This is a genomic window from Sphingomonas sp. J315, assembly GCF_024666595.1.
In the GTDB taxonomy this organism is placed as follows: Bacteria; Pseudomonadota; Alphaproteobacteria; order Sphingomonadales; family Sphingomonadaceae; genus Sphingomonas.
In genome coordinates, this window is the sequence record NZ_CP088296.1 from 2141363 (window position 1) to 2163760 (window position 22398).

Here is a 22398-nt window from a genome sequence, read left to right on the forward strand (position 1 = left end):
ATGTAGAGCGAGTCACGCGCGGGTCAGTTGACGCCAGTTATTCTGGAACAGGTCGGCGCAGGTATCTCGTTCCTCGAACGCGCGACACGGCGCGCCTTGCTCGTGGAGCACGCGCTTTTGCAACAGATGAGCCAGATCCGCGCGAACCGTTTCTCTGTCTGTTTGGCTCACGCCGCGAGACGTAAAGAAGACACGTTTCGCATTTGAAACCTGTCCGGTATCAAGGATATCGAGATTCTGGGGGAGCCAGCCGAACCCGAGGAACACCAGTGTTTCTGCCGCTACAATACGGTTGCGGATCGTCTCAACGGTGGCGCTGTCGGCTGACTCGGTGAAGGTCTTTATTCCTTCGGCAAGCGCAGGAAAATCGGCACCATAATCTAGGCCAAACGGCACATCTCCTCCCTTCCAAGGCGGCGATCCAACGGAACCGTAGACGTGCAGAACCTCCAGCTTCGATGCTATTTCGGCCGCTCTGTTTTCTGGCAAACCAAAAGTCTGCTTCAGCCATTCGAAAGCAAAAGTCTCGATACAGCGGTCATAGTTGAAAGTGATAAAGCTTACGTTGTCGAATATCGAATCGACGTTCTCCAGCGTGACATTCTGAGTCAGTAAGCGACCGAAGTGGACGTACCACGACGCATCATATTTCTCATTTCCGCCAAAGCTGAATACGATATCGTCGCGCGTTTGTGTTGGAAGCTTAAATTTTGAGAAAAATGCCGAGTTACGTTCAGCTTCCAAGATTGCGATTACTATCGCCATTTTTCCTACCGCAATCATCGCTTCATTACCGCGATGAATATCAAGATAGGTGTCTATTGAGGCGACGTTGACGAGGCCCAGACGAAGCTGCTGTAGGGCGATGTGCACATGCTGCCACAGGGACTGATTGTTCTCACACTTTCGGTGAACCGCAAGTTCAAAGTTGCGATTTGAGAACCCCGAGTTGCGATCAAAGTAAGTCATTTCGATGATGCGGTCGCGAAGTGCGTTTCCTATCGGGAGGCCGATTTCACAGCTTGCGCCAGCGCCAACAACGAAAACAGTTTTAGGTGAGAACATGGGGCTTCTTCCGCACGACTAACTCGCAGACGGTAGGGCATGGGCACTAACAGCACCAGAGCCGACTCGAATTCGGGGTGAATTCCGGAAACACAAATTCCGGCGACACAATACCTGTCTCAATAATGATACCGACACTGCGCCACCTGCAGCGTCTGATCCTTCCCGTTCCCGGCCACGCGGTACACCAGCCGATGCGCCTGATTGATCCGCCGCGACCACCAGCCTGACAATTGCCGCCCGTCCCCGACGCGCCGTTATCCGGCCGCCGTCCGCCGCTTCTTCCAGTCCAGCGACACGCCAATCCGCTCGCTGATGCTCCCGCTCCAGTCGGTTTGCAGGCCATGGGCGTTCAGCTTGGCGACGATTTCATGCCCGATCGCGACTGCCGCCGGTGCGCCTTCTTCGATCGACCCATAGTTCAGGTACAGGCCATCGCCCTCCACCGCAGACTCGGTGTCCTGCTGGTGAAAGAAGGCATATCCCCTTGCCGACAAACCAGCGCCTTCCGCCGCCTGAACATGATCCCAGATTTCCGCCGCGCCGCAGCTGCCGCAGCACGTGAAATCCTGTCGTGAGATAATCCCGTCCGCATCGAGAGCGGCAAAGGCGGCATCGAGCCGGTCGCAATCGGTGGTCTCCGGCCATTGCGCCTGTGCCGATGCATGCGCTTTCAGCGCGGCGTCGGTCGCGCGTTCGGCCTCGGCGCGCTGCGCATCGCCATCCGCCTCGACATAGGCAAGCGCGGTGTCGATGATCTCGTCTCGCGGCATAAAACCCGCAGCGACCAGTCGTTCGACATAGTCTTGAATATCCGCTGTCGCGTCCGCGCTGAAAGTGACGGGGGCGGGGATCGACGGGGCGGGTTTCGTGCCCCCAAAGATTCTCGACAACCACGACTGGGACATAGCTACTCCTCGGATCGAAACGCGACGCTATCACGTCCCAAACCAACCGGAAATCGGGTCTGTAGCATGCGCGCCTGACGGATGCCCCCACGCCACACCCCACCCAAAATCCATCCAACACGCCCCGCCACCCGCTGTCCTACACGCCCGCAATCCGCTTCATCCTGCCGGATGACTCAGCAACCCCCACTCGCCCGTGCGCACTGGACCCCGGCCAAACAGCGCATCTTCCTCGCCGCCCTTGTCGAAACCGGCAGCATCGCCCGCGCCGCCCGTGCCGCGGGCATGTCGCGGTCCAGCGCGCATGCGCTGCGCAACCGCCTCACCGGCACGCCCTTCGACCATGCATGGGCCCGCGCGCTCAGGCTCCACGCCGCGCGGCTCGCCGATCCCTTCGGCCCTGATCCACTCGCCCCGCGTGATCCCGTTGCGCCGCGTGCGCCCAGACCCGCACCCGTCGCGCCGTCGTCGCTTCGCTGATGCCGCGCCGTCGCGTCCTGTCGCCAAAGCGTCGCGTGCCCGTCGCCCGATGTTCAGATCGCGTCGCGACACAGTCGGGCATGCGTCGCGCAATCGTCGCGCACCCGTCGCGCCCGTGTCGCGCACCTGTCGCGTCGCGGGCGCTTCGTGGGTGCCATCCCGTCCTGTCGGCCCGCAACCCGCATGTTTTCGTCAGCTTCGCCGGGCGGTGTCAGGCGCAAATCCCTGTCCCCGGAAGCGAAGCGCCGCCGCGCTGCCGCGATCTGCGGCGCGCGCGACGGCGTTGCGGGTCACGCCCCGCCGCTGACCCCGATCACCTCGCCGGTGATCCAGCGCGCCTCGTCCGACGCCAGGAACACCGCCGCCACCGCGATGTCGTCGACATGACCGACCCGGCCCAGCGGCGTCTGCGCGACGATCTGGTTGGCGAAGTCCGATCCCTCGACGATGCCCGCCGCGTCGGTGCCCTCGGTCATCGTCATGCCGGGCGAGATCGCGTTGACCCGGATCTGGCGGGGGCCCAGCTCGCTCGACAGGACGCGGGTGATCGCGTCCACCGCCGCCTTGGTCGCGGTATAGAGCGATGCGCCGGGCATCTTCATGCGGGTGATGTTGGACGAGATGTTGATGACGCTCGCCCCCGCGCCCAGATGCGGCACCGCCGCCTTGGTCACGTTGAGCAGGCCCAGCACGTTGATCCCGAACATGCGGTGATATTCGACCGGGTCGAAGTCGTCGATCGGGGCAAAGGCATAGACGCCGCTATTGTTGACCACGATGTCCAGCCGCCCGAATTCGCGCGTCGCCGCGTCGATCAGCGCCGCGGCCTGTGCGGCGTCGGCGACATCGCCCTGGACCGCCAGTGCCTTGCCGCCGGCGCTCTCGATCGCCGCGACAGTGGCGTCCGCGCCCGCGCGGCTGCTCGAATAGTTGACGACGACCGCCGCGCCCTCGGCGGCCAGCGACCGTGCGATCGCCGCGCCAATCCCCTTGGACGCGCCGGTGACGACCGCGACCTTGCCCTGCAAGCGACTCATGATTTCAATCCCTTACTTCTCGCCCGCCGCCGGAATGGCCGCGTTAGTGCGATAGTTCAGGAATATGGAACTGTTGAACCATGCGGCAAGGGGGCCTATCTGAATTTTATCATGCGCCCTCTTGTCCATCCGTCCGTCGACAGCGTGACCCCACAGGCGATCCTGCACGCGCTGTCCGATCCGGAGCGCGCGCGCATCTATGCCGAGATCGCCGGGCTGGGCTGTGTTCGGGGTTGCGCGACGCTTGCCGACACCGGGGAGCGGGTGATCCCCAAATCCTCGCTGTCCCAGCATTTCCGCATCCTGCGCGAAGCCGGGCTGATCCGGTCGGAGCGGCACGGCGTGGAGATGCGCAACTATGCCCGTTGTCAGGAGATCGACGGCCGCTTCCCGGGGCTGCTCAAGGCGATCATGGGCGCCTATGCGGAGGCTGGCGAGACGGCGCGCTGAGGCGGTCGCCCGGTCACGCTTGCCTTCCCCCCGATTGCGCGACTCGCGCGACAGGCGCATGATCGGCGCGGCTGGTCCTGAACAGGGGAAGCAGGATGCGCAAAACGCCGTCGTTGCCGCGTCACCGGGTTCCGTTGCTGGCGCTTGTCCTCATCGCGCCGCTGATGCTGGGGGCCGCCCCCGACCTCACCCCGGCGCAGGAGGCAGAGGTCGCCGCCGCCGAACGCGATCCGGTGGTCGGCGCGTCGCTGGGGGAGGCGATGCGGCTGCGCTTCGAAGGGGCGTGCCAGGCGCGCACCGCCGCGATCGCCCGGGGCCAGCGCGACCTGCGCCCGGCGCGGCGCGAGCGTCCCGAACGGCTCACCGCCGCGGAATGGCGCACCGCGTTCGACCGCGCCCGCACCAGCTTCGACGCGGAGGCAGCGCGAACCTGCACCCCCGCCACCGACGATGCCCGGCTCGCCGATGCCGCCGCCCGCCTCCCACGCCTGTCGCCGATCACAGCGGAGGTGCCACCCCCAGATCGCCGATGCGATCCGCCACGGCACCTATGAAGTGGGCGAGCATGGCTATGCGCCAAAGCTTGCGACGATCTTCGCCGATACCCGCCGCTGCGAGGTGCCAGTGGCGCAGGCCTATATGTCGGTATGGCGCGCGATCGTTACGATGCTGGGGCAAAGCGCCGATCGCGCGCGGATGAAGGGTGCCTTTGCCCAGGTCGATCCCGAGACGGCGGAGCGCGTGTTCCGCGCCGAACAACGCGATTTCGACGCCGCCGAGCTCGATTTCCTCCGCTACCGCGCGGCCTGTGCAAAGCTGCTCGGCCCCGCGCCGCCGCCGCGCGCCACAGTCGCAGCCCCGGTCACCGCTGCGCCGGCCCCCGCCCTGGCCGGCTGGGGGCTGCTGCTCGGTCGCTGGCGCAATGTGCAGCAGGGCAACGAGATCGAGCTGCGGCTGGAGGCCGACGGGACCATGTCGGGCATCATCGTCACCGCCGGACCGCGTGCAATGGCTCAGGGCTATGCACCGGGGCTGGTGATCCTCCGCGGGTTCAAGCTCGGCGCACCGTTCGGGTCGCGACGCGCAATGGCGACCGGGGGCAGCTACTTCCTGCCCCCGATGCCCGGCCGCCGCGCGCACGAACTCTATGGCACCCCCAGCTGGGATGAGGGCGTCGTCTATCTGCTCAAGGGCGACCCCGACCAGCTCGAGCTGCCCACCCCGATGGAATCGCGGATGAATGCCTATGGCGGCATGCGGCGCTAGGGTCGCCGGATGTGCAATGAAGCCTATCGCAAGCGCGAGCTCGCCAAGCTGCTCGCCGACTGGCCGACCCAGTATGTGCCGCTGCGCTTTCCGGAGGGGCGACCCAATTTCGCCCCGCTCGACGGCTTTCGCATCACCGACCGGGTCGAGATCATACGTCCCGCCACCGCCGAAGCGGGGGTGGCGGAAATGGTGACGCGCCGCTGGAGCTGGCCCGCCGCCAATGGCAAGCCGGTGTATAATGTCCGCTCCGATGGCCGCGCGATCGCGCATGCCAGCCGCTGCCTGATCCCGGTCGACGGCTTTTACGAATATGGCGATGCTCCGGACGACGCGCCCCCCACCGACCTGTTCGGCGCCTCGGTGCCGGTGCGGCGGGGCAAACCGCTCAAGGCCAAATGGGCCTTCACCCTGTCGGGGGCAGAGGGGTTCGCGATCGCCGGGGTGTGGCGCGCCGACCCGGTGGTGGGGGAGGCATGGGCGATGCTCACCTGTCCGCCCGGCCCCGATGTCGCGCCGATCCACGACCGCCAGCCGGTGGTGCTGCCCCCCGCCGACTGGGCGCGCTGGCTCGACCCGGCGACGCCCAGTTCAGAGCTGTGCCGCCCCTTGCCCGGCGGCAGCCTCACCGCGACGCGGGAGCGCTGACCGAAAGGAAGACAGAAACTGACCGTTGCGTGAAATTTGTTTCGGATTAGCAATGATGGTCCGCGCCGAGACGCAGATGGATTGGAGAGAGAGCGATGGCCCGATATCGGTTGACCCCAGCGTTGGCCGCCACCGCGCTAGCCTTCGCCCCGCTCACCGCCACGGCCCATGCCGCCGCCGCATTGCCGGTCACCCGGACCACCGACGCCGCCCTCGTCCATCCCGATCACGCCGCAATCGTCGCGCGGATGGAAGCGATGTACGCAATCCATTTCCTCCCCATCCCGGTGCTTCAGCAGCGCGCCGCGACGGGGGATCTGCGTGCGATCTACGCATTGTCGCTGAAGTATCAGAACGGTCTCGGCGTCAAGCAGAGCTGGCCCGAATATGAGCGGCTGAGCAAACGCATCCTTCAGATCGCCCCCGCGCTTGCGGAGCAGGGCGATCCCTATGCGATGTACCAGCTGGCGTTTCAGCGATGGCTCGCCGAACAATGGACCGACGACCGCAAATTCGCGGCCTATCTCGCGGCGGCGGAAGCGGGTGACCCCGAAGCGGCGGCGGGCGTCGGCCAGGCCTATGATCTGGGTCGCGGCGTTCGTGCCGACCGGGCGGAGGCGCTGCGCTGGTATGTGCGCGCGGCGACCGCGGGGCATTGCGATTCGATGACCAAGATCGGTTATCTGCTCTCCGATCCGAAGACCGGAGCGGTCGATGTGGCAGAGGCGGTGCGCTGGTACCGGATGGCGGCGGAGAACCCCGTTGCCTGCGGCAACGGCGCGAACTACGCGCTCGCGCTGCTCTTCTCCGAAGGGCGCGGCAACCTCCCCCGCGACTATGGCCAGGCGCTGCGCTGGTTTCTCGAAACCGCCAGGCGCGGCAACCCGGTCGGCGCGATGCAGATCGGCTTTTACTATGAAAAGGGGCTAGGCACCCCGGTGAATCGGGCCGAGGCGCTGAGATGGTTCAAGATCGCCGGCTTCCCCTCGGTCGCCGCCGCGCGCGCAGAAATGGCGCGGCTGCGGATCAAGGAGCCCGGATGATCCGCATGTCGCCCACTTGGGCTGACCGCATCGGATCTGCGGCGATGCGGACGCTGATCCTGGCCACACACACCCGCTTTTTCCACAGCTTCGCCGGACAGCCTCTCCCCCGTCGCGACAGCCATAGCGGCGGGGGAGGGGGCGTTGCCCTCATCCCTTGATCGTCACCATCGCGACCGGCTTGTCCTTGGTCGATGGGTTGGAAGCATTCGCCTTGGGCGGGGCTTCCTTTTGGGTTTTCGGAGTTCGCGGTTCGATTTCTTCTGGCTCTTGGCCATGACCTGTTCCTTCGCGGGCGTTGCGCCCGGCGCACAGCCTACGCGCTTGGCGGGGCGCTGGCTTGCGAATTCGCGTTCCGGTCCGCTCGGCGCGCTGGGTCAGTGGATCGCGCGTTCGGTCAACAGCGCCGCCTTGCCGTCCTTCCACGCGATCTCCATCGCCGGTTCCTTCGGCTTGCCCGGCGCGAACAGCTCATAGATCGTCCGCCCGTCCTCGACCTGGCGGCTCTCGATCACCCGCTCGGGGGTAAAGGCGTCGGCGGTCGCGGCGGCGGCGGCGCGCACCGGTGCCGGGGCGTCAGCCCAGGCGATGTCGCGCTGCACCTCGACCGCCTTCAGCGACCCGTCGGGCTGGACCAGCATGTCGATCTCGACGTCGCTCCCGTCGGGTCGCGTCCCCTCGACATCATAATAGGTACGCCCCTCGCGGTCCTTCCGCTCCGCCTCCGCGATCCGCATCCCCGGCACCGTCGCCTCGGCCAGTTCGGCGACTCCGGCGGGCAGATCGACCGCCGCGACATTGCTGATCACCGCCTCCGGACCTTCGGGCAGCGTGCCATTGGCCGGAGCGGCCTCGTCGCCAGCCGGGGAGCAGGCGGCGAGCGCGAAAAGGGGAAGGGCGAGAAAGCGCATGACGAAACTCCGGTTCTGGATACCGGTGTCATGGTGCGCCCGGACGCGCGCCGACGCAACCCGCCGGCGCGCGCCCTGTCCAGTCGATCAGCGCCGGTTTTCGATCCGGGCGTCGTCCGCGTCGTCGATGGCGTCGGCCTTGGCCTCGCCCGCGTCGCGAACATTGTCGGCCTGCTGCTCCAACGCCTCTTCCATCGTCTCGTTGGGGGCCATGTCGGCCTGTTCCTCCAGATTGTCGGCCTGCGCCTCTGCCGCCGCCTCGACATTGTCCGCCGCGCGGTCATCGGCATCGCCGCCACACGCTGCCAGCGCGAACAGCCCGGCTCCGGCCAGCGCGGCCTTGAAAATGATTTTCATTGGATTTTCCTCCTGTTGATGCCGCGCATCAATGAGTGGAGGGCAAAGCGGTTCCACGCGAACCGCACGCGCGACCCCGCACGCTGCGGGCAGGGTTAGGAAAAAATGGTGCTGCCGGTGAGGATTGAACTCACGACCTCAGCCTTACCAAGGATGCGCTCTACCACTGAGCTACGGCAGCACTCGGCGCGGGCGGAAGGTCCGTTCCACGCGGGAGCGGCCCTTTCGCGCGGCAACGCCCGGTTGTCAAGGCGCAGCACCCCGGTTTATCGCGGCGGAATGACCGATGCCGACAAAAAGGCCCGCCTCGCTGCCGCGCTGCGCGAAAATCTGCGCAAGCGGAAGGCACAGGCGCGGGAAGCCGCGGACCTGCCCGGCCCGCCGCCGGCCGATTCTACCGCGCCGCGATAGGCCGGCACTTGCCCTCCAGCCACGCCCGCTCGTCGGGCGACAGCTGCGGGCCGAGGATCTCGAGCACGCGCGCATGATAGGCGTCGAGCCAGCGGCGCTCTTCTTCGGTCAGCAATCCCGGTTCGATCAGCGTCCGCTCGATCGGCGCAAAGGTCAGCGTCTCGAACCCGAGCATCACCGATTCGGCGCCCGGAATGTCCTTCTCGACCACCAGCACCAGATTCTCGATGCGGATGCCGAATTCGCCCGCCTTGTAGTATCCCGGCTCGTTCGACAGGAACATGCCGGCGCGTAAGGGTTCGGCCGGGCCGCCGCCGGGATAGTTGGGCGCGGCGATGCGCTGCGGCCCCTCATGCACCGACAGATACGCCCCGACCCCATGACCGGTGCCATGCCCATAGTCGCAGCCGACTTCCCACAGCGGGCGGCGGGCGAACGCGTCGATCTGGCCGCCGGTGGTGCCCTCGGGGAACACGGCGGTTGCAATCGCGATATGGCCCTTGAGCACGCGGGTGAAGCGATCGCGCATCTCCTGCGTCGGCTCGCCGACCGGGATCACGCGGGTCACGTCGGTGGTGCCATCCTCATATTGCCCGCCCGAATCGACCAGATAGAGATGGCCCTGCTCGATGGGCAGGCTCGACTCTTCGGTGACCTTGTAATGCGGGATCGCGCCATTGGGCCCGGTGCCCGAAATCGTGTCGAAGCTCAGGTCGCGCAGCACGCCGGTTTCCTCGCGAAACGCCTGCAGCCGCTCGGCGGCCGACATCTCGGTTACCCCGCCCTTGGGCATCTCCGCCTCGGCCCATTTGAGGAACCGGGCCAGCGCCGCGCCGTCACGGGCCTGCGCCGCCTTGTGGCCCGAAATCTCGGCGTCGTTCTTGATCGCCTTGGCCAGCACCACCGGATCGCGCGTCGCCAGGATCGTCGCGCCGCCCGCATCGAGCGCGTCAAAGATCGCCGCGACCGACCCCATCGGATCGGCGGCGACGCGCTTGCCCGCAAACTGCTTGAGCGCCGGGGCAAAGGCGCCGCGGTCATGCAGGCGCACGGCATTGCCCAGATGCTGGGCGACGTCGTCACCCACCTTGTCCTTCGCCACGAACAGATCGGCGGTGCCGTCGGCATTGACGATGGCATAGGCGAGCGCGACCGGCGTGTGGCTGACATCGGCCCCGCGGACGTTGAAGACCCATGCGATCGAATCGAGTGCGGAGAGCACCACCGCATCCGCCTTGCGCTCGGCCAGCCAGTCGGCGATCTCGGCGCGCTTGGACGCGCTGGTTCGCCCCGCCGCATCGTCACTCTGCACCGCAAGTTTCGCGTCGGACGGCGCGGGCTGGTCGTCCCACACCGCGTCGATGGGGTTGCGACTGACCGCGACCAGCTCGGCACCGCGCTCGGCCAGCGCCTTGCGCGCCTCCTCGACCCAGCCGCGCGTGTGCAGCCACGGGTCGTACCCGATCCGCCCGCCCTGCGGCGCATGATCGCGCAGCCAGTCGGCGATGCTCACCTGCGGCACCGGGACATAGTCCCAATGCGTGCCATCGACCTGCTGGCGCACCTGAATCGTGTAGCGCCCATCGGTGAAGATCGCCGCGGCCTCGGGCAGCACCACCGCGCTCCCCGCGCTCCCCTGAAACCCGGTCAGCCACGCCAGCCGCTGCGCATAGGCACCGACATATTCGCTCATATGCTCGTCGGTCAGCGGCACGACGAACCCGTCGAGCTGGTCGCGCTGGAGCTGGTCACGCAGGGCCTGAAGGCGGGCGGCATGGGTCGACATGGGATCGGTCCTTGAATGCGGTGTGGGCTGCGACTCCGCCCGATATGGGGAGCGGATCGCGCGCCGTTAAGGCGCTCTGGTGGCCCAAGCGACGCGGGTTGAAAAGGGGTGACGACGCAGAGGTTAACACCCCCGCGCCCTGTCCCACGGCGATACGCGCGCAAATCGGGGGGTGGTCAGGCGCACCCCGATGGACGATCTGGCGTTGATGGACTGGAGGAGAATGATGCGCGCGGGTGGATGGATGGTGCGGACGGGGATCGTGGCGGCGCTTGGCGTCGGCGCGATGGCTGCCGCTGCGCTGATCCCCCCGCCCGAACCGGCCCGCAGCGCCCCGCCGGTCAGGGCCGTCGCCCCCGCACCAAAGCCGGTGGTTGCTGCTCCCGCACCGGCCCCTGCGCCGCCTGCCACAGCCGCACTGCCGCCCGCCGCCCCGGCACTGGAGGCGATGACGGTCAAGCGCATTCTCGATATCCCCGGCCCGATCAGCTTCGGCACCTATTACTGGGACACCGACGGCGTCCCCGCCAACGGCCCGCTCGTCATCACCGTCGACCTCGAAGCGCAGACCATGTCGGTGTTCCGCGACGGGTACGAGATCGGCGCGACCGCGATCCTCTATGGCATGGATGGCAAGCCGACCCCGCTCGGCGTGCATGAGATCAAGCAGAAAAAGGTGCACCACATCTCGAACCTCTACGGCGCGCCGATGCCGTACATGATGCGCCTGACCTGGGACGGGATCGCGATCCACGGGTCCGAGGTGGAAGAGGGGCGCGCGACCCATGGCTGCATCGGCGTGCCCACCCCCTTCGCGAAACTGGTGTTCGCCCAGGCCAAGCTCGGCGACAAGGTCATCATCACCCGCGGCAAGCGGCTGGGATTGGGCGGCGTCGTCACCCCGGACTGAGCCTTCGACGCTCAACCTTGCTCCCCTCCCGGAAAAGGAGGGGTCGGGGGTGGGTGCGCGCGTCTGCGCGCTCAAAAAGACTCTCGACCCCCTGTAAGGAAGCGCTAGGCGAGGCATCGAGCCTCGCCCAGCGCTAAACCCACCCCTAGCCCCTCCCTCCCAGGGAGGGGGATTGTTGGGCCGTCTTACTCCTGCCCCAGATAATGCCGCTGCGCCGCGTCGGAGGCATTGACCGCCAGCAGCGCATGCCGCTCCACCGGTCGCGGCCGTCCCTGCCGGTCGCTCGCGGCATCCAGCACGCGATCGAGCATCCGCTGACCCTCGGCCCACCAGCCTAGGTCACTGTCGGCGTTGAGGTGCCCCTGCGGCCCGGCATCGACGAACACGCTGCCCCAATTGGCGGCCAGATTGCGCGAATGGTCGATATGCGCCCAGGGATCGTCGCTGCTCGCGACCAGGATCGACGGGAAGGGCAGCGGCTTGGACGGCGACGGCGCAAAGGCGCTCAGCGCCGCGTGATTGCCGCTATCGACATCGGCCGGCGCGACCAGCAGCGCACCCGCGACCGGCGTGCCATAGATCTGCCCGGCCAGCTCCGCCCACCAGGCGACGGCAAGGCAGCCCAGGCTGTGCGCGGCGAGCACCACAGGCCCCCTGCACCGCGCGGATCGCCTGATCCAGCTTGGTGACCCAGGCATTGCGATGCGGCGTGTTCCACATCCCCAGCTCGACCCGGCGGGTGTCGGGGCGCGACACTTCCCACAGGGTCTGCCAGTGCGACGGCCCCGATCCGCCAAGGCCGGGGACGGTCAAAACGACGGGCTCGCGCGCGTCGTGCGGTGAGAAAATGGACATGCATAGTCTCCTGCGAAAGGCGGCTCCCTTGCAGGTGAATTTATTCCTACTGATTTAGTATGCAATAGACTTGCGCCGAAGCGATGGCGGCGTGCGCCCGACCGCTATTCGCGGATCGTCACCGCCTCCCCGACCTTCGCTGCCGCGATCTGCGCCGGGCTGAAAGGGAATCGCACCCATTTCTTCTCCGAATAGAGCCGCGTCTGATCGCCATGCCAGGGCGATTGCGGGTCGGGCGACTGGGAGTAGGTCAGGATCGTCTCCGCGACCGGCCCGGCGTCATCGAACCCCACCACCTGGACATAGCTCGACCCGTGGCGCGGCGTGACCCCGCCCTGCGTCGGCACCATGATCTGGACGTTGAGCACGCCCAGCACTCCGTCGCCGCCATGCACCGGGATCCGGTCGGTGAGCCGCCGCGCAAAGGCGACGTCGCCCCAGCGCGCATCGAGCGCGATCCCCGCCTTGGCGACCTCCTCCGTCGCAGCCTTGAGCGCCGCGATCAGCTTGTCGCCCACCTCACCGCTGGTGACCAGATCGCGTGGGGTATGCACCGGGTCCTTCACATCGAACGGCACCGCCCATAGCCCCGGCACGCTCCGCGCCTTCATCCAGAACCGGTCGAACAGCCACGCCGCGCGACTGTCATTGTCAAAGCGCCCGTCCCATTTGCCCAGCGCTGCGCACGCCTCCGCCACCTCGGCCCGGCCCGCGCACAAAGCGAGTAGGGGTTTGAGCGCCAGCTCGCCCGCATGGCTCTTGTTGGCAAAGGCCATCGCCTTGGCGCGGTCATGATCGACCTTGCCCCCGCGATCAGCGCGCGGGTCTCGATGAACCCCGATCGCGTGCGCAGGCTGACCGGCTTCTCCGCCTCGCCCAGCATCGGCGACAGCACCCGGTGCGGATGGTCGGCATTGCTCAGCCAATAGCTGTCGTTCATGTTCGCGACGTAATCGCGCCGCGCCTGCACCGCCTGATCGCTGGCGGGCATCAGCCCCGGCACCGGCGTGCCCGCCGCCGCGTCCCACGTACAGTCCGATTTCGACCCGTCGAGCAGGATCGCGGTCCGCGCCACCACCGCCGACAGCGGCGTCGCGCATGCCTTGGCCTTCTCCGCCGATACGTTGGGCACGGCGGTCACATCGGCGTGCAGCGCGTCGCCATGCCGGTCGGCGACGATGGTGTTGACCCACGGAATGCCCAGCGTCTCGCTCACCGCCGCGCGCACCTCGCCGACGTTCTTGGCCGTCGCGATCCGTACCCAGGTGCCGATCCCGCGCTGATTGCCGGCATTGGCGTCGCGCATCGCAAAGGCGGCGGTCTTGGTCCAGTTCGCCATCGCCTGCGGGATCACGATCACCGCCCCGAAGCGCGTCGAATACAGCGTGCGCGTCACCGGAGCCGCGCCATCGGGCATCGGCACGGTCACGGTCTTCGCGACCATCTTCTCCGACTTGCCGTCGACCAGATAGGCGGTGGGATCGTTCGGATCGAGCGTCAGCTGATACAGCGTAAAATGCCGCGCCGCAGTCACCGTATGCGTCCAGGCAATGTCCTTGTTGAAGCCAAGGGTAGGGAAGGGCGACCCCGCAATCCCGACACCCGCCACATCCATCTTTCCCGGAATCGTCACATGCATCTGCCAGAAGCGGCTCGGCCCGTGCCACGGGAAGTGCGGGTTGCCGATCACCATCCCCTTGCCGTTGGCGGTGACATCGCCGCCGAAGGCCCAGCCATTGCTGGCGATCTCGAACTGCGCCGGATCAGGCAGCGCCATGCCCACCTTCGCCGCCGGTTCGCCCCCGGCGGCACCGCATTGGCGATGGCGGGCGCGAAGTTGAGCGAGCTGGCAAGCAGCATCTGCTTCTCGTTCAGCCGCAGCATGTCGTCGGCGGTGATCGCCCGCACCCACGCCTTGCCGCGACACTCGCTCGGCACGCGCTCCGGCCCCAGATCCTTGAGATAGCGATTATACCCCGCGACCCAGCCCGCCGTCAGCGCCAGCGCCGCCGCCCCCTGCGCCTTCGCCCCGCGCCGCAACGCCGGCAGGTCGATCGCGGAGCGGAAGAACAGGTCCGACGACAGATTGTCGACGCTCTGGAACCCCAGGGTCGCGCTGCCCTTCGCCCCGAAATGCAGCGACCGCTCGCCTGCCACCGTCGCGAACTCCTCAGCGATCATGCAGAGGTTGTCCTGCGCATAGGCGTACCCCACGCCATAGCCCGCCCCGCGCCAGTCCTGCGCGACGATATGCGGCACGCCATGCGCGGTACGGGTGATCGTCGCGGCATAGCGATACTTCGCCTCGGCGGCCCCGCCCCAAAGCAACGCGACACCCGCCGCCGCCAACACCACCGCCTTGCCCATCCGATCCGCTCCCGTTGCAGTCCCATCTATCCTCCCCCGCCAGGGGGAGGTGGCGCCAAAGGCGACGGAGGGGGAGGACGGCTGTGTCCTCTCGACCGTCGTGCTTCCGTCCCCTCCGTCAGGCTACGCCTGCCACCTCCCCCTTGCGGGGGAGGATTGGAGTGGCTTTCCGCCAAGTATCGAATCACCCTAGCGCGGCTTACGTTTACGGCAACCGTTTGCGGTCGCGCGTGGCTGCGCTAGAGCGGCGGAATGAGCCAGACCACGCCCCCCGTCGCCGCCACCCGCCCCTTCTCCTACGAACGCCACGGCGCGACGATCGAAGACCCGTGGAACTGGCTGCGCGACCCCGGCTATCCCGATGTGAAGGACAAGGACGTCCTCGCCTATCTCGAGGCCGAAAACGCCTATTATGAGGGCGTGATCGAACCGCTCAAGCCGCTCTCCGAAACGCTGTTTCAGGAGATGCGCGGCCGGATCAAGGAGGACGACGCCACCGTTCCGCAAAAGGACGGTGCGTATCTCTACTGGACCGACCACGAGACCGGCGGCGAATATCGCCGCTGGTGGCGGAGGCCCGTCGCGGGTGGTCCGGACGAACTGATCCTCGACGAACCCAAGCTCGCCGAGGGCAAGGAGTATTTCGTCCTCGGCGGCTTCTCGATCAGCCCCGACGACCGCTATCTCGCTTACGCGTTCGACGACAACGGCTCGGAACGGTTCGAGGTGCGGGTCAAGGGCCTCACCACCGGCGACCTCCTCCCCGACACCATCCCCGGCGTCCTGTCCGACCTCGTCTGGACCTCGGACTCAAAGGGCTTTCTCTACGGCGTCGCCAACGACCAGTGGCGCACCGACAATGCCCGCTGGCACAAGCTCGGCGATCCGGTCGACCAGGACATCGAACTCTATCACGAGGATGACGAGGGCTATCGCGTCGGCGTCGGCGAGACCCAGTCGCGCCGCTTCCTCGTCATCTCGACCGGCGATCACGTCACCAGCGAAGTCCGCCTGCTCCCCGCCGACAATCCGCTCGCCGAACCGATCCTCGTCGCCCCGCGCCAGACCGGGCGCGAGTACGATGTCGAGGAGCATGACGGCACGCTCTACATCCACACCAACGACACCCACACCAACTGGCGGCTCGTCACCGCCAGCCTCGATGCACCCGGCGCGTGGCACGAGCGGATCGCCCCGTCCGAAACCTTCTACATGACCGGCGTCACCACCTTTGCCGACTATTTCGTGGTCGAGGGGCGCGAGGCCGGCCTCGATCAGATCGAGATCCACCAGTATGAAGGCGGTCCGGGCAAGCGCATCGCCTTCCCGGAAGCCAGCTATGTCGCCAGCCTCGGCGACAATCCCGAATATGCGATGGCAAAGCTGCGCATCGGCTATGAATCGATGGTCACGCCCGGCACCGTCTATGACTATGACGTCGCGACGGGCGAACTAGAGACACTCAAGGTCCAGATCATCCCATCGGGCTATGACGCGAGCAAATACGCGACCGAACGGCTGCACATCGCCGCGCGCGACGGCACCGACATCCCCTGCTCGATCGTCTACCCCAAGGACTTCCCGCGCGACGGCACCGGCAAGCTCTATCTCTACGCCTATGGCGCGTACGGCTATGCCATCCCGCCCGGCTTCTCGACCGCGCGCATGTCGTTCCTCGACCGCGGCGTCGCCTTCGCCATCGCGCATATCCGCGGCGGCGACGATCTCGGCCAGCAATGGTATCTCGACGGCAAGCTCGAAAAGCGCACCAACACCTTCTACGACTTCGTCGATGTCGCAAAGGGGCTGATCGATCGCGGCTACACCCACAAGGGCGGCATCGCCATCGCCGGGCGCAGCGCGGGCGGCGAGCTGATGGGCGCGGTGGTCAACTCCGACCCGGACCTGTGGGGCGTGGTCGTCGCCGACGTGCCCTTCGTCGACGTGCTCAACACCATGCTCGACGACAGCCTGCCGCTGACCCCGGGCGAATGGCCCGAATGGGGCAACCCGATCACCGACAAGGCCGCGTTCGACCTGATCCGCAGCTACAGTCCATATGACAATGTGAAGGCACAGGATTACCCGCCGCTGTTCATTTCGGGCGGTCTCAACGACCCCCGCGTCACCTATTGGGAACCCGCCAAATGGGCGGCGAAACTGCGCGCGACCAAGACCGACGACAATGTGCTGGTCCTCAAGACCAATATGGGCGCGGGCCATGGCGGCAAGTCCGGCCGCTGGGAAAGCCTGCGCGAGGCGGCGGACGAAAACGCCTTCATTCTGTGGCAGCTGGGGCTGGCGAATGCGTGATGCCATTCGGGCATCGGCGGCCCTGCTGCTCGCGTTTGCAGCGCTGGTGCTCGGCACGCCCGCCGTGCGGGCCGACAGCTGGGGGCCACCTCAACCAGCCAGCTACAGCTCGGCCAATGGCAGCTTCCGCCTGAACGTCACCCCGCGCAAGCTCCGCGGACAACTCGGCTATTTCGAGGACAAGGTTGCGGGCAAGGAACCCGCCGGTCAGGCGAAGGGCGAGACCGCGACCACTGCCAGCGCGGTGCTCGAACGCCGCGACGCTGCGGGCAAATGGACCCGCGTCTGGGCCGCGCCGCTGGTGAACGAGGTGGCGCCAACGCACGCGCTGGTGGCCGATGACGGTCGCCATGTCGTGACCTTCGACAATTGGCATTCGGTCGGCTTCGGCCCCGATGTCGTCGTGATCTATGGCGCGGACGGGCGGCGCATCCGCTCACTCGGGCTCACCGACTTGCTCCCGCCCGCCTATATTCGCGCGCTCCCGCACTCGGTCAGTTCGATCTGGTGGGGTGGAACGCATCGCCTGTCGCCGGACGGCGCGCGCGCGATCCTCGCCATCGTCGTCCCCGAACAAGAGCCGTTCGCCGGCGCGAAGGAGCATGTCGAGATCGAGATCGACCTCGCCTCCGGCACCCCCGTCGAGCCGTCCGGCGCGGCATGGGAACGCGCGCTCGCCAAGGCGCTGGCTGTGGCCAAGGCCTATGATGCGGCCGATGCGGAGCGCCGGGCGGCGTTCCTCGCACCGCTTGTCGGGCCAGCGAACCCCGACGAGCAAGACTGGCATGACTATTTGCGGGAGGCCTATTATCGCATCGATCCCGATTGGGAGGAGGGATTTCCTGCGACTGCTGTCCTGCAAGATCCGCGTGCAAGGGACTATAAGCAGTCCGTGAAATGGCTCCACGACGAGCTTAAGGGGCAGGCGCTTCTCGCCTCGGGGCTCTCGCTCGCAACGCTCGCGCCACCCGAACATTTCCTGCTCGAACTCGAAAAGGCCGCGCGCGCAATCAAGGCCGGAGCGGCGGCAGGCGCCCGCATCTATGTCGCGATCTCCGCCGCATGGAAGGACCGCGTCGCCGCCGCGTTGGCCCCGACCGGCGCAATCTTCATCCATCTCGACCCCGCTGTCCCGATCCCCCAGCGCCCGGAACGGCTCGAAAAGCTGCGGAAAGCCGAGGCCGAGGCCGCCGCCGAGGGCGCGTAGCCTTCCTCCGTAATGGCGGGACTCCCCGCCATCGCGGACCCGTCGTTTAAGGAATTGGTGAGCCCTGCGCCTTACCCTCGCCTCCCATGGAGGCGTTGGCGTGAAGCACCCGTTGGATTTGCACCGCTCTCGGCGCAGTTGGTACGGCTGGAACCAGGAGGGCGCGCTGCTGCGCCGCCGCAGCGCGCGCTTCAGCTTCGGGCGCAACGAACTGGCCGGGATGCTGCTCGCCGGGATCGTCGGCGGGCTGGCGTGGACGATGCTCCCCGCCGCGATGCCCGGGCCCGTCGATCCCGCGCCAGTGCCGCGCGCCAATTTCGGCTTCTGCCATAGCGGCGGCGGCACCAATTGCGTCGTCGATGGCGACACCTTCTGGATTGCGGGGGTCAAGATCCGCATCGCCGATATCGACACCCCCGAAACCCACCCCGCACGTTGCCCTGAAGAAGCCCGGCTCGGCGCGGCGGCGACCCAGCGGCTTCAGGCGCTGCTCAACAGCGGCGCGGTCACCCTCCACGCAATCGATCGTGACACCGACCGCTATGGCCGCAAACTGCGTCTGGTCGAAGTCGATGGCCGCGGCGTCGGCGATACGCTCGTCGCGGAGGGGCTTGCCCGTCCCTATCGCGGTCGCCGCACGGGGTGGTGCGGGTAGGGCCACGCACATAAAGAGCGGGAGAACCGCTCGCTACGCTGTCCGCGCGAACGATCCTCCCGCCCTCCCGAACCCCAGGTCCGGGCCGTCGAGCTGGTCAGCTTATTGCGGGAAGACCGCTACATCCTCCTCGACGATCACGCTGCCCTTGGGCAGCACCACGCCGCGCTCGGCCATCTCCTTGCGGAAGTCCTTTTCGGCATCGGCGATCTCCGCCTCATATTCGGCGATTGCGTCGATCCGGTCGGCCTCGTCATTGGCGCGGGCAAGGTCCTTGCGCAGCTCGCGCTTCGCCTCGCTGATCGACGTCTTGTAATCCAGATAGTGCGAATTGCTGTCGGTAAAGACCTCCGCATGCGCCACGTCGCGCGCCAGCGCCGGGCTGGCAAGCAGCGTCATCGCGGTCGCGATGATCAGGGGGGTACGCATCGTGTTACTCCTCATGTTGCCATGAACCTGACGCCAGGAACGGCTGACCGGGCGCACGGGTTTCGAGGAGAGAACGGCTGACTCGCGCGCGTTCATGCGTTGGGGCGGGACGGGTCGTGGCGGATAAGCGACGGCCCGAACCGGGATTTTCAGGCAGTCGCGGCGACCTGATACAGGAAATCGGCAAAGGCGAACGCCGCGCCGTCCAGCCCCGCGACCTTCGGATTGCTGCTGTCGATCACGAAGAACTCGTTCGGGGCATGCGCGCCATAGCCGCGTCCCACGCCGAACTGTCCGGCGGGCAGGTTGAGCGGCGGCCCGGTGAAGATCACTCCCGGCCAGCTGCCCGGGCTGCGCGGATACAGCGTCACCGGCAGCCCCAGCCGCTTGAGCGTCGCAATCTCCGCGCGCACCAGCGGGCTATTCTCGTCGGTCTCCGTCGGCCCGTACCCGCCCGACACATTGACCTCGATATCGCCGAACCCGCGCTTGGCGAGATGCGCCTTCAGCTTGGCGACGGTGTCGTCATAGGTCATGTCGGGGACCTGGCGGATTTCCAGCTTCGCGGTGGCCTTGTTGGGCAGGATCGTCTTGCCGCCCGGCCCGGTATAGCCCGCCACCAGCCCCTGGATATTCACCGTCGGCGCCTGCGCCAGCCGCACGAGCGACGCCTCCCAGTCGAGATCGTCGATGAACTTCTCGACGCCATAGGCTTTCTTGAACGCCGCCTCGCTCGTCGCGCGCGCGTTGATCGCGATCAGCTCCTTCTGCCGCGCGGTCAGCGGCTTCACCTTGTCGGCGATCCCGTCGATCAGCACCGTATTGCCGTCGGCCGAGACAAGGGTAGAGAGTGCGGCGACGAGCCGCCACACCGGGCTGTCCAGCCGCGCCTTCTGGCTCGAATGGATATCGACCTTTGCGCCGCGCCCCCACTTCTCGGCGCTCGCGATCAGCTCGAACTCGATCGCGCCCTTTGCGCCCAGCGTCAGCGTCACCCCGCCATCTTCGCCCTGTCCGGCCGATGGGATGATGACGCCCACGCACTTCTTCATCGCCACCATCACCTGCGGCCTGGTCACGATCTCGTGGAAATTGGGGGAGGCGATCTCCTCCTCGCCCTCGGCGACCAGCACCAGATTGACCGGCAGCTTGCGCCCCGCCGCCTTGAAGGCGTGCAGCGCGGCGAGGAACGCCGCCTGTGGCCCCTTCTGGTTCACCGTCCCCCGGCCCATCATCACCGTGCCGAATCCCGGCTTGTCGACCAGCTTCGCGTCGAGTGGCGGATGCTCCCATTCCGCCGCATCGAATTGTTTGACATCGTACATGAAATAGATGCCCAGCGTCTTCTTCGCGCCCGCGTCCAGCGTCGCGAACACCCCCGGCTTGCCCTTGGACGGCACGATCTCGGCATGCTGGAACCCGGCATCGAGCGCGAGCCGCTTCATGAACTCCGGCCCCTCGGGATAGCCGCGATCCTCCGCCGCAATCGACGGCAGCCGGATCCAGTCCTGCAACCGCTTGACCGACGCATCATGCCCTGCCGCGATCGCCGCCTTGACCGTCGCCAGCGGATCCGCCGCCATTGCCGCGCCCGGCGCGGTCAGCGCCGCCCCTGCCGCCGCCGCCTTCAGCATCGTGCGCCGCCCGATCGCTCTGTCCATTGTCGCCCCCTGTTCCTGATCCCGATGTTCGCGCGCTCAGCGCACCCCGTCCAGCCCCGGCCCGGCATCCGCACTGGGCAGGTAGTGTGGCGCGACCCGCGCGCGCGCCTGCTGCTCAAAGGCATAGCCCGCCTTCAGCACCTCGGCATCGCGCCATGCGGTGGAGAAGAAGCTGAGCCCAACCGGCAACCCATCGACCAGCCCCATCGGCACGGTCAGATGCGGATAGCCCGCGACCGCCGGCAACCGGCTCGCCGACGGCCCGCTCGCCTGATCGCCATGCACCGGATCGGACAGCCACGCCGCCCCGCGCGTCGGCGCGACGATCAGCGCGACCTCCGCCTTGGCAAGCATCGCGTCGATCCCCTCCTTGCCCGCCAGCCGCAGCGACGTCGCCCGCGCCGCGCGATAGTCGGGATCGTCGAGCCCCTTGGTCTTCGCGGCGTCGAGGAAGATTTCCTGCGCAAAGAACGGCATCTCCGCCGCAGCATTGGCGCTGTTGAACGCGATCACCGCGTCCAGCGTCCGCGCGGTCACCGCCGGCGGCGTGGTCGCGAGATAGGCGTCGAGATCGGCCTTGAGTTCGGTCAGCAGCACCTTGAACTCCGCCCCGCCCAATTCGGGCGCGGGCGGAATCTCGACCGGCACCAGCACCGCCCCCGCCGCCTTCATCTGCTCCAGCGCGGCGTCATATACCTTGGCCAGATCGGGCGACATGTTCCCCGGCCGCACCACGCCGACGCGGACCCCGCGCAGGCCGGTGCCGTCCAGCCCCGCCGCATAATCGACCCGCTTCGCATCCGCCTGCGCCGTCGCCGGATCGGCGGCATCGCTCCCCGCCATCGCGGTCAGCATCAGCGCGGCGTCGCGGACATTGCGCGTCATCGGCCCCGCCGTGTCCTGGCTATGGCTGATCGGGACGACATGGGTGCGGCTGACCAGCCCCACGGTCGGCTTCATCCCCACCACGCCGTTGCTCGACGCCGGGCACACGATCGACCCGTCGGTCTCGGTTCCCACCGTCGCGGCAGCCAGGCTTGCCGCCGTCGCCGCGCCCGACCCGCTCGACGATCCGCACGCGGTGCGGTCGAGCGCATAGGGGTTGCGGACCAGCCCGCCGACCGCGCTCCACCCGCTCATCGACCGGGACGACCGGATATTGGCCCATTCGGACAGGTTCGCCTTGCCCAGGATAATCGCCCCCGCCGCGCGCAGCCGGGCCACCAGCGGCGCATCGCGATTGGTCATATTGTCCTTTAGCGCCAGACTGCCCGCCGTGGTCGCCATCCCGACCGTGTCGATATTGTCCTTCACCAGCACCGGAATGCCATGCAGCGGCCCGCGCAGCTTGCCCGCGCGCCGCTCGGCATCCAGCAACCGCGCCTCCGCAATCGCCTGCGGGTTGGTCGCAATCACCGCCCGCAATGTCGGTCCCTTGCGGTCGATCGCGGCGATCCGCGTGAGGTAAGCGCGCACCAGCTTTTCGCTGCTCGTCCGCCCCGCCGCGAGATCGGCGGACAGGTCGTCGATCGATCGCTCGACGATCCGCGCATCCGTTGCCGCCGGTACCGGCTCGGACGGCGATGCTGCGACAGCAGGAGCGGCGAGGGCGAGGGACAGGAACAACAGCGACATCGCA

At 67.2% G+C, this 22398-nt stretch carries 23 protein-coding genes, 1 tRNA gene and 2 pseudogenes; 11 read left to right on the plus strand and 15 right to left on the minus strand.

What is annotated here, in order from left to right; translation table 11 throughout:
* Positions 1-12: 12 nt before the first annotated feature.
* The 3 genes from LRS08_RS11005 to LRS08_RS11015 form a co-directional block, all read right to left on the minus strand.
* Positions 13-1065 carry a hypothetical protein gene (locus LRS08_RS11005; protein WP_260480721.1) on the minus strand — a complete coding sequence of 351 codons (1053 nt, stop codon included), beginning with the start codon at positions 1063-1065 and terminating at the stop codon, positions 13-15.
* A gap of 119 nt (positions 1066-1184) precedes the next feature.
* Positions 1185-1298, minus strand: a complete 114-nt coding sequence (locus tag LRS08_RS11010) for a type II toxin-antitoxin system YoeB family toxin (protein ID WP_308222972.1) — start codon at positions 1296-1298, stop codon at positions 1185-1187.
* Between the two features lie 24 nt (positions 1299-1322).
* The gene (locus tag LRS08_RS11015; protein WP_257843650.1) at positions 1323-1973 is read right to left on the minus strand and encodes a DUF6891 domain-containing protein; all 651 of its coding nucleotides are present in this window, start codon (positions 1971-1973) and stop codon (positions 1323-1325) included.
* 171 nt (positions 1974-2144) lie between these two features.
* Between LRS08_RS11015 and LRS08_RS11020 the strand changes: the two genes are divergently transcribed.
* Positions 2145-2453: a LysR family transcriptional regulator gene (locus LRS08_RS11020; RefSeq protein WP_257843649.1), complete on the plus strand. Its 309-nt coding sequence runs from the start codon at positions 2145-2147 to the stop codon at positions 2451-2453.
* Positions 2454-2743: 290 nt separating this feature from the next.
* On the opposite strand, the gene LRS08_RS11025 is transcribed toward LRS08_RS11020, so the two are convergent.
* A complete protein-coding gene (locus LRS08_RS11025; protein ID WP_257843648.1) occupies positions 2744-3490 on the minus strand; it encodes a glucose 1-dehydrogenase in 747 nt (248 codons plus the stop codon).
* Between the two features lie 111 nt (positions 3491-3601).
* Between LRS08_RS11025 and LRS08_RS11030 the strand changes: the two genes are divergently transcribed.
* The 5 genes from LRS08_RS11030 to LRS08_RS11050 all read left to right on the plus strand — a co-directional run bounded on the left by LRS08_RS11030 (position 3602) and on the right by LRS08_RS11050 (position 6897).
* Positions 3602-3940, plus strand: coding sequence for a helix-turn-helix domain-containing protein (locus tag LRS08_RS11030; protein ID WP_257843647.1), 339 nt, complete (start codon positions 3602-3604; stop codon positions 3938-3940).
* 95 nt (positions 3941-4035) lie between these two features.
* Positions 4036-4494 (plus strand): hypothetical protein, encoded by a 459-nt coding sequence (locus tag LRS08_RS11035; RefSeq protein WP_260480723.1) that lies wholly within the window; start codon positions 4036-4038, stop codon positions 4492-4494.
* Complete coding sequence (locus tag LRS08_RS11040) at positions 4406-5206, plus strand: hypothetical protein (protein WP_260480724.1); 801 nt, start codon at positions 4406-4408, stop codon at positions 5204-5206. Before LRS08_RS11035 ends, LRS08_RS11040 begins: the two co-directional genes overlap by 89 nt.
* A 9-nt stretch (positions 5207-5215) precedes the next feature.
* Positions 5216-5854, plus strand: coding sequence for an SOS response-associated peptidase family protein (locus LRS08_RS11045; protein ID WP_257843644.1), 639 nt, complete (start codon positions 5216-5218; stop codon positions 5852-5854).
* 95 nt (positions 5855-5949) lie between these two features.
* Complete coding sequence (locus LRS08_RS11050) at positions 5950-6897, plus strand: tetratricopeptide repeat protein (RefSeq protein ID WP_257843643.1); 948 nt, start codon at positions 5950-5952, stop codon at positions 6895-6897.
* 377 nt (positions 6898-7274) lie between these two features.
* Here the strand turns inward: LRS08_RS11050 and LRS08_RS11055 are convergent, their stop codons facing one another.
* The 3 genes from LRS08_RS11055 to LRS08_RS11065 all read right to left on the minus strand — a co-directional run bounded on the left by LRS08_RS11055 (position 7275) and on the right by LRS08_RS11065 (position 8346).
* A complete protein-coding gene (locus tag LRS08_RS11055) occupies positions 7275-7808 on the minus strand; it encodes a PepSY domain-containing protein (RefSeq protein WP_257843641.1) in 534 nt (177 codons plus the stop codon).
* Between the two features lie 87 nt (positions 7809-7895).
* Positions 7896-8165 carry a hypothetical protein gene (locus LRS08_RS11060; protein ID WP_257843640.1) on the minus strand — a complete coding sequence of 90 codons (270 nt, stop codon included), beginning with the start codon at positions 8163-8165 and terminating at the stop codon, positions 7896-7898.
* Between the two features lie 106 nt (positions 8166-8271).
* Positions 8272-8346, minus strand: a tRNA-Thr gene (locus tag LRS08_RS11065).
* 98 nt (positions 8347-8444) lie between these two features.
* On the opposite strand from LRS08_RS11065, the gene LRS08_RS11070 reads away from it, so the two are divergent.
* The gene (locus LRS08_RS11070) at positions 8445-8576 is read left to right on the plus strand and encodes a hypothetical protein (RefSeq protein ID WP_257843639.1); all 132 of its coding nucleotides are present in this window, start codon (positions 8445-8447) and stop codon (positions 8574-8576) included.
* Here LRS08_RS11070 and LRS08_RS11075 read toward each other — a convergent pair.
* On the minus strand, positions 8560-10362 hold the full coding sequence (locus tag LRS08_RS11075) for an aminopeptidase P family protein (RefSeq protein WP_257843638.1): 1803 nt from the start codon (positions 10360-10362) through the stop codon (positions 8560-8562). The genes LRS08_RS11070 and LRS08_RS11075 overlap by 17 nt on opposite strands.
* 190 nt (positions 10363-10552) lie before the next feature.
* Between LRS08_RS11075 and LRS08_RS11080 the strand changes: the two genes are divergently transcribed.
* Positions 10553-11272 carry a L,D-transpeptidase family protein gene (locus LRS08_RS11080; RefSeq protein ID WP_260480725.1) on the plus strand — a complete coding sequence of 240 codons (720 nt, stop codon included), beginning with the start codon at positions 10553-10555 and terminating at the stop codon, positions 11270-11272.
* A gap of 185 nt (positions 11273-11457) precedes the next feature.
* On the opposite strand, the pseudogene LRS08_RS11085 reads toward LRS08_RS11080, so the two are convergent.
* The 4 genes and pseudogenes from LRS08_RS11085 to LRS08_RS11100 all read right to left on the minus strand — a co-directional run bounded on the left by LRS08_RS11085 (position 11458) and on the right by LRS08_RS11100 (position 14494).
* Positions 11458-12127: pseudogene (locus LRS08_RS11085) on the minus strand (RBBP9/YdeN family alpha/beta hydrolase).
* 104 nt (positions 12128-12231) lie between these two features.
* Positions 12232-12903, minus strand: a complete 672-nt coding sequence (locus LRS08_RS11090; RefSeq protein ID WP_257843635.1) for a penicillin acylase family protein — start codon at positions 12901-12903, stop codon at positions 12232-12234.
* A gap of 182 nt (positions 12904-13085) precedes the next feature.
* Positions 13086-13925 (minus strand): annotated as a pseudogene (locus tag LRS08_RS11095) (penicillin acylase family protein); the annotation flags it as partial.
* A complete protein-coding gene (locus LRS08_RS11100) occupies positions 13814-14494 on the minus strand; it encodes a penicillin acylase family protein (RefSeq protein ID WP_260480726.1) in 681 nt (226 codons plus the stop codon). The gene LRS08_RS11100 and the pseudogene LRS08_RS11095, both read right to left, overlap by 112 nt.
* Positions 14495-14746: 252 nt before the next feature.
* Here LRS08_RS11100 and LRS08_RS11105 point away from each other — a divergent pair, with 252 nt between their 5' ends.
* From LRS08_RS11105 to LRS08_RS11115, 3 genes are all read left to right on the plus strand, one after another.
* Positions 14747-16807: a S9 family peptidase gene (locus LRS08_RS11105; protein WP_257843633.1), complete on the plus strand. Its 2061-nt coding sequence runs from the start codon at positions 14747-14749 to the stop codon at positions 16805-16807.
* Complete coding sequence (locus LRS08_RS11110) at positions 16800-18014, plus strand: hypothetical protein (protein ID WP_260480727.1); 1215 nt, start codon at positions 16800-16802, stop codon at positions 18012-18014. The genes LRS08_RS11105 and LRS08_RS11110 overlap by 8 nt, the downstream gene beginning before the upstream one ends.
* Before the next feature lie 100 nt (positions 18015-18114).
* Positions 18115-18669, plus strand: a complete 555-nt coding sequence (locus LRS08_RS11115; protein ID WP_260480728.1) for a thermonuclease family protein — start codon at positions 18115-18117, stop codon at positions 18667-18669.
* A gap of 102 nt (positions 18670-18771) precedes the next feature.
* On the opposite strand, the gene LRS08_RS11120 is transcribed toward LRS08_RS11115, so the two are convergent.
* From LRS08_RS11120 to LRS08_RS11130, 3 genes are all read right to left on the minus strand, one after another.
* Positions 18772-19098, minus strand: a complete 327-nt coding sequence (locus LRS08_RS11120; RefSeq protein WP_260480729.1) for a hypothetical protein — start codon at positions 19096-19098, stop codon at positions 18772-18774.
* A gap of 149 nt (positions 19099-19247) precedes the next feature.
* Positions 19248-20759: a M20/M25/M40 family metallo-hydrolase gene (locus LRS08_RS11125; RefSeq protein WP_257843629.1), complete on the minus strand. Its 1512-nt coding sequence runs from the start codon at positions 20757-20759 to the stop codon at positions 19248-19250.
* Positions 20760-20795: 36 nt separating this feature from the next.
* Positions 20796-22394, minus strand: coding sequence for an amidase (locus tag LRS08_RS11130; RefSeq protein ID WP_260480730.1), 1599 nt, complete (start codon positions 22392-22394; stop codon positions 20796-20798).
* Positions 22395-22398: the final 4 nt, after the last annotated feature.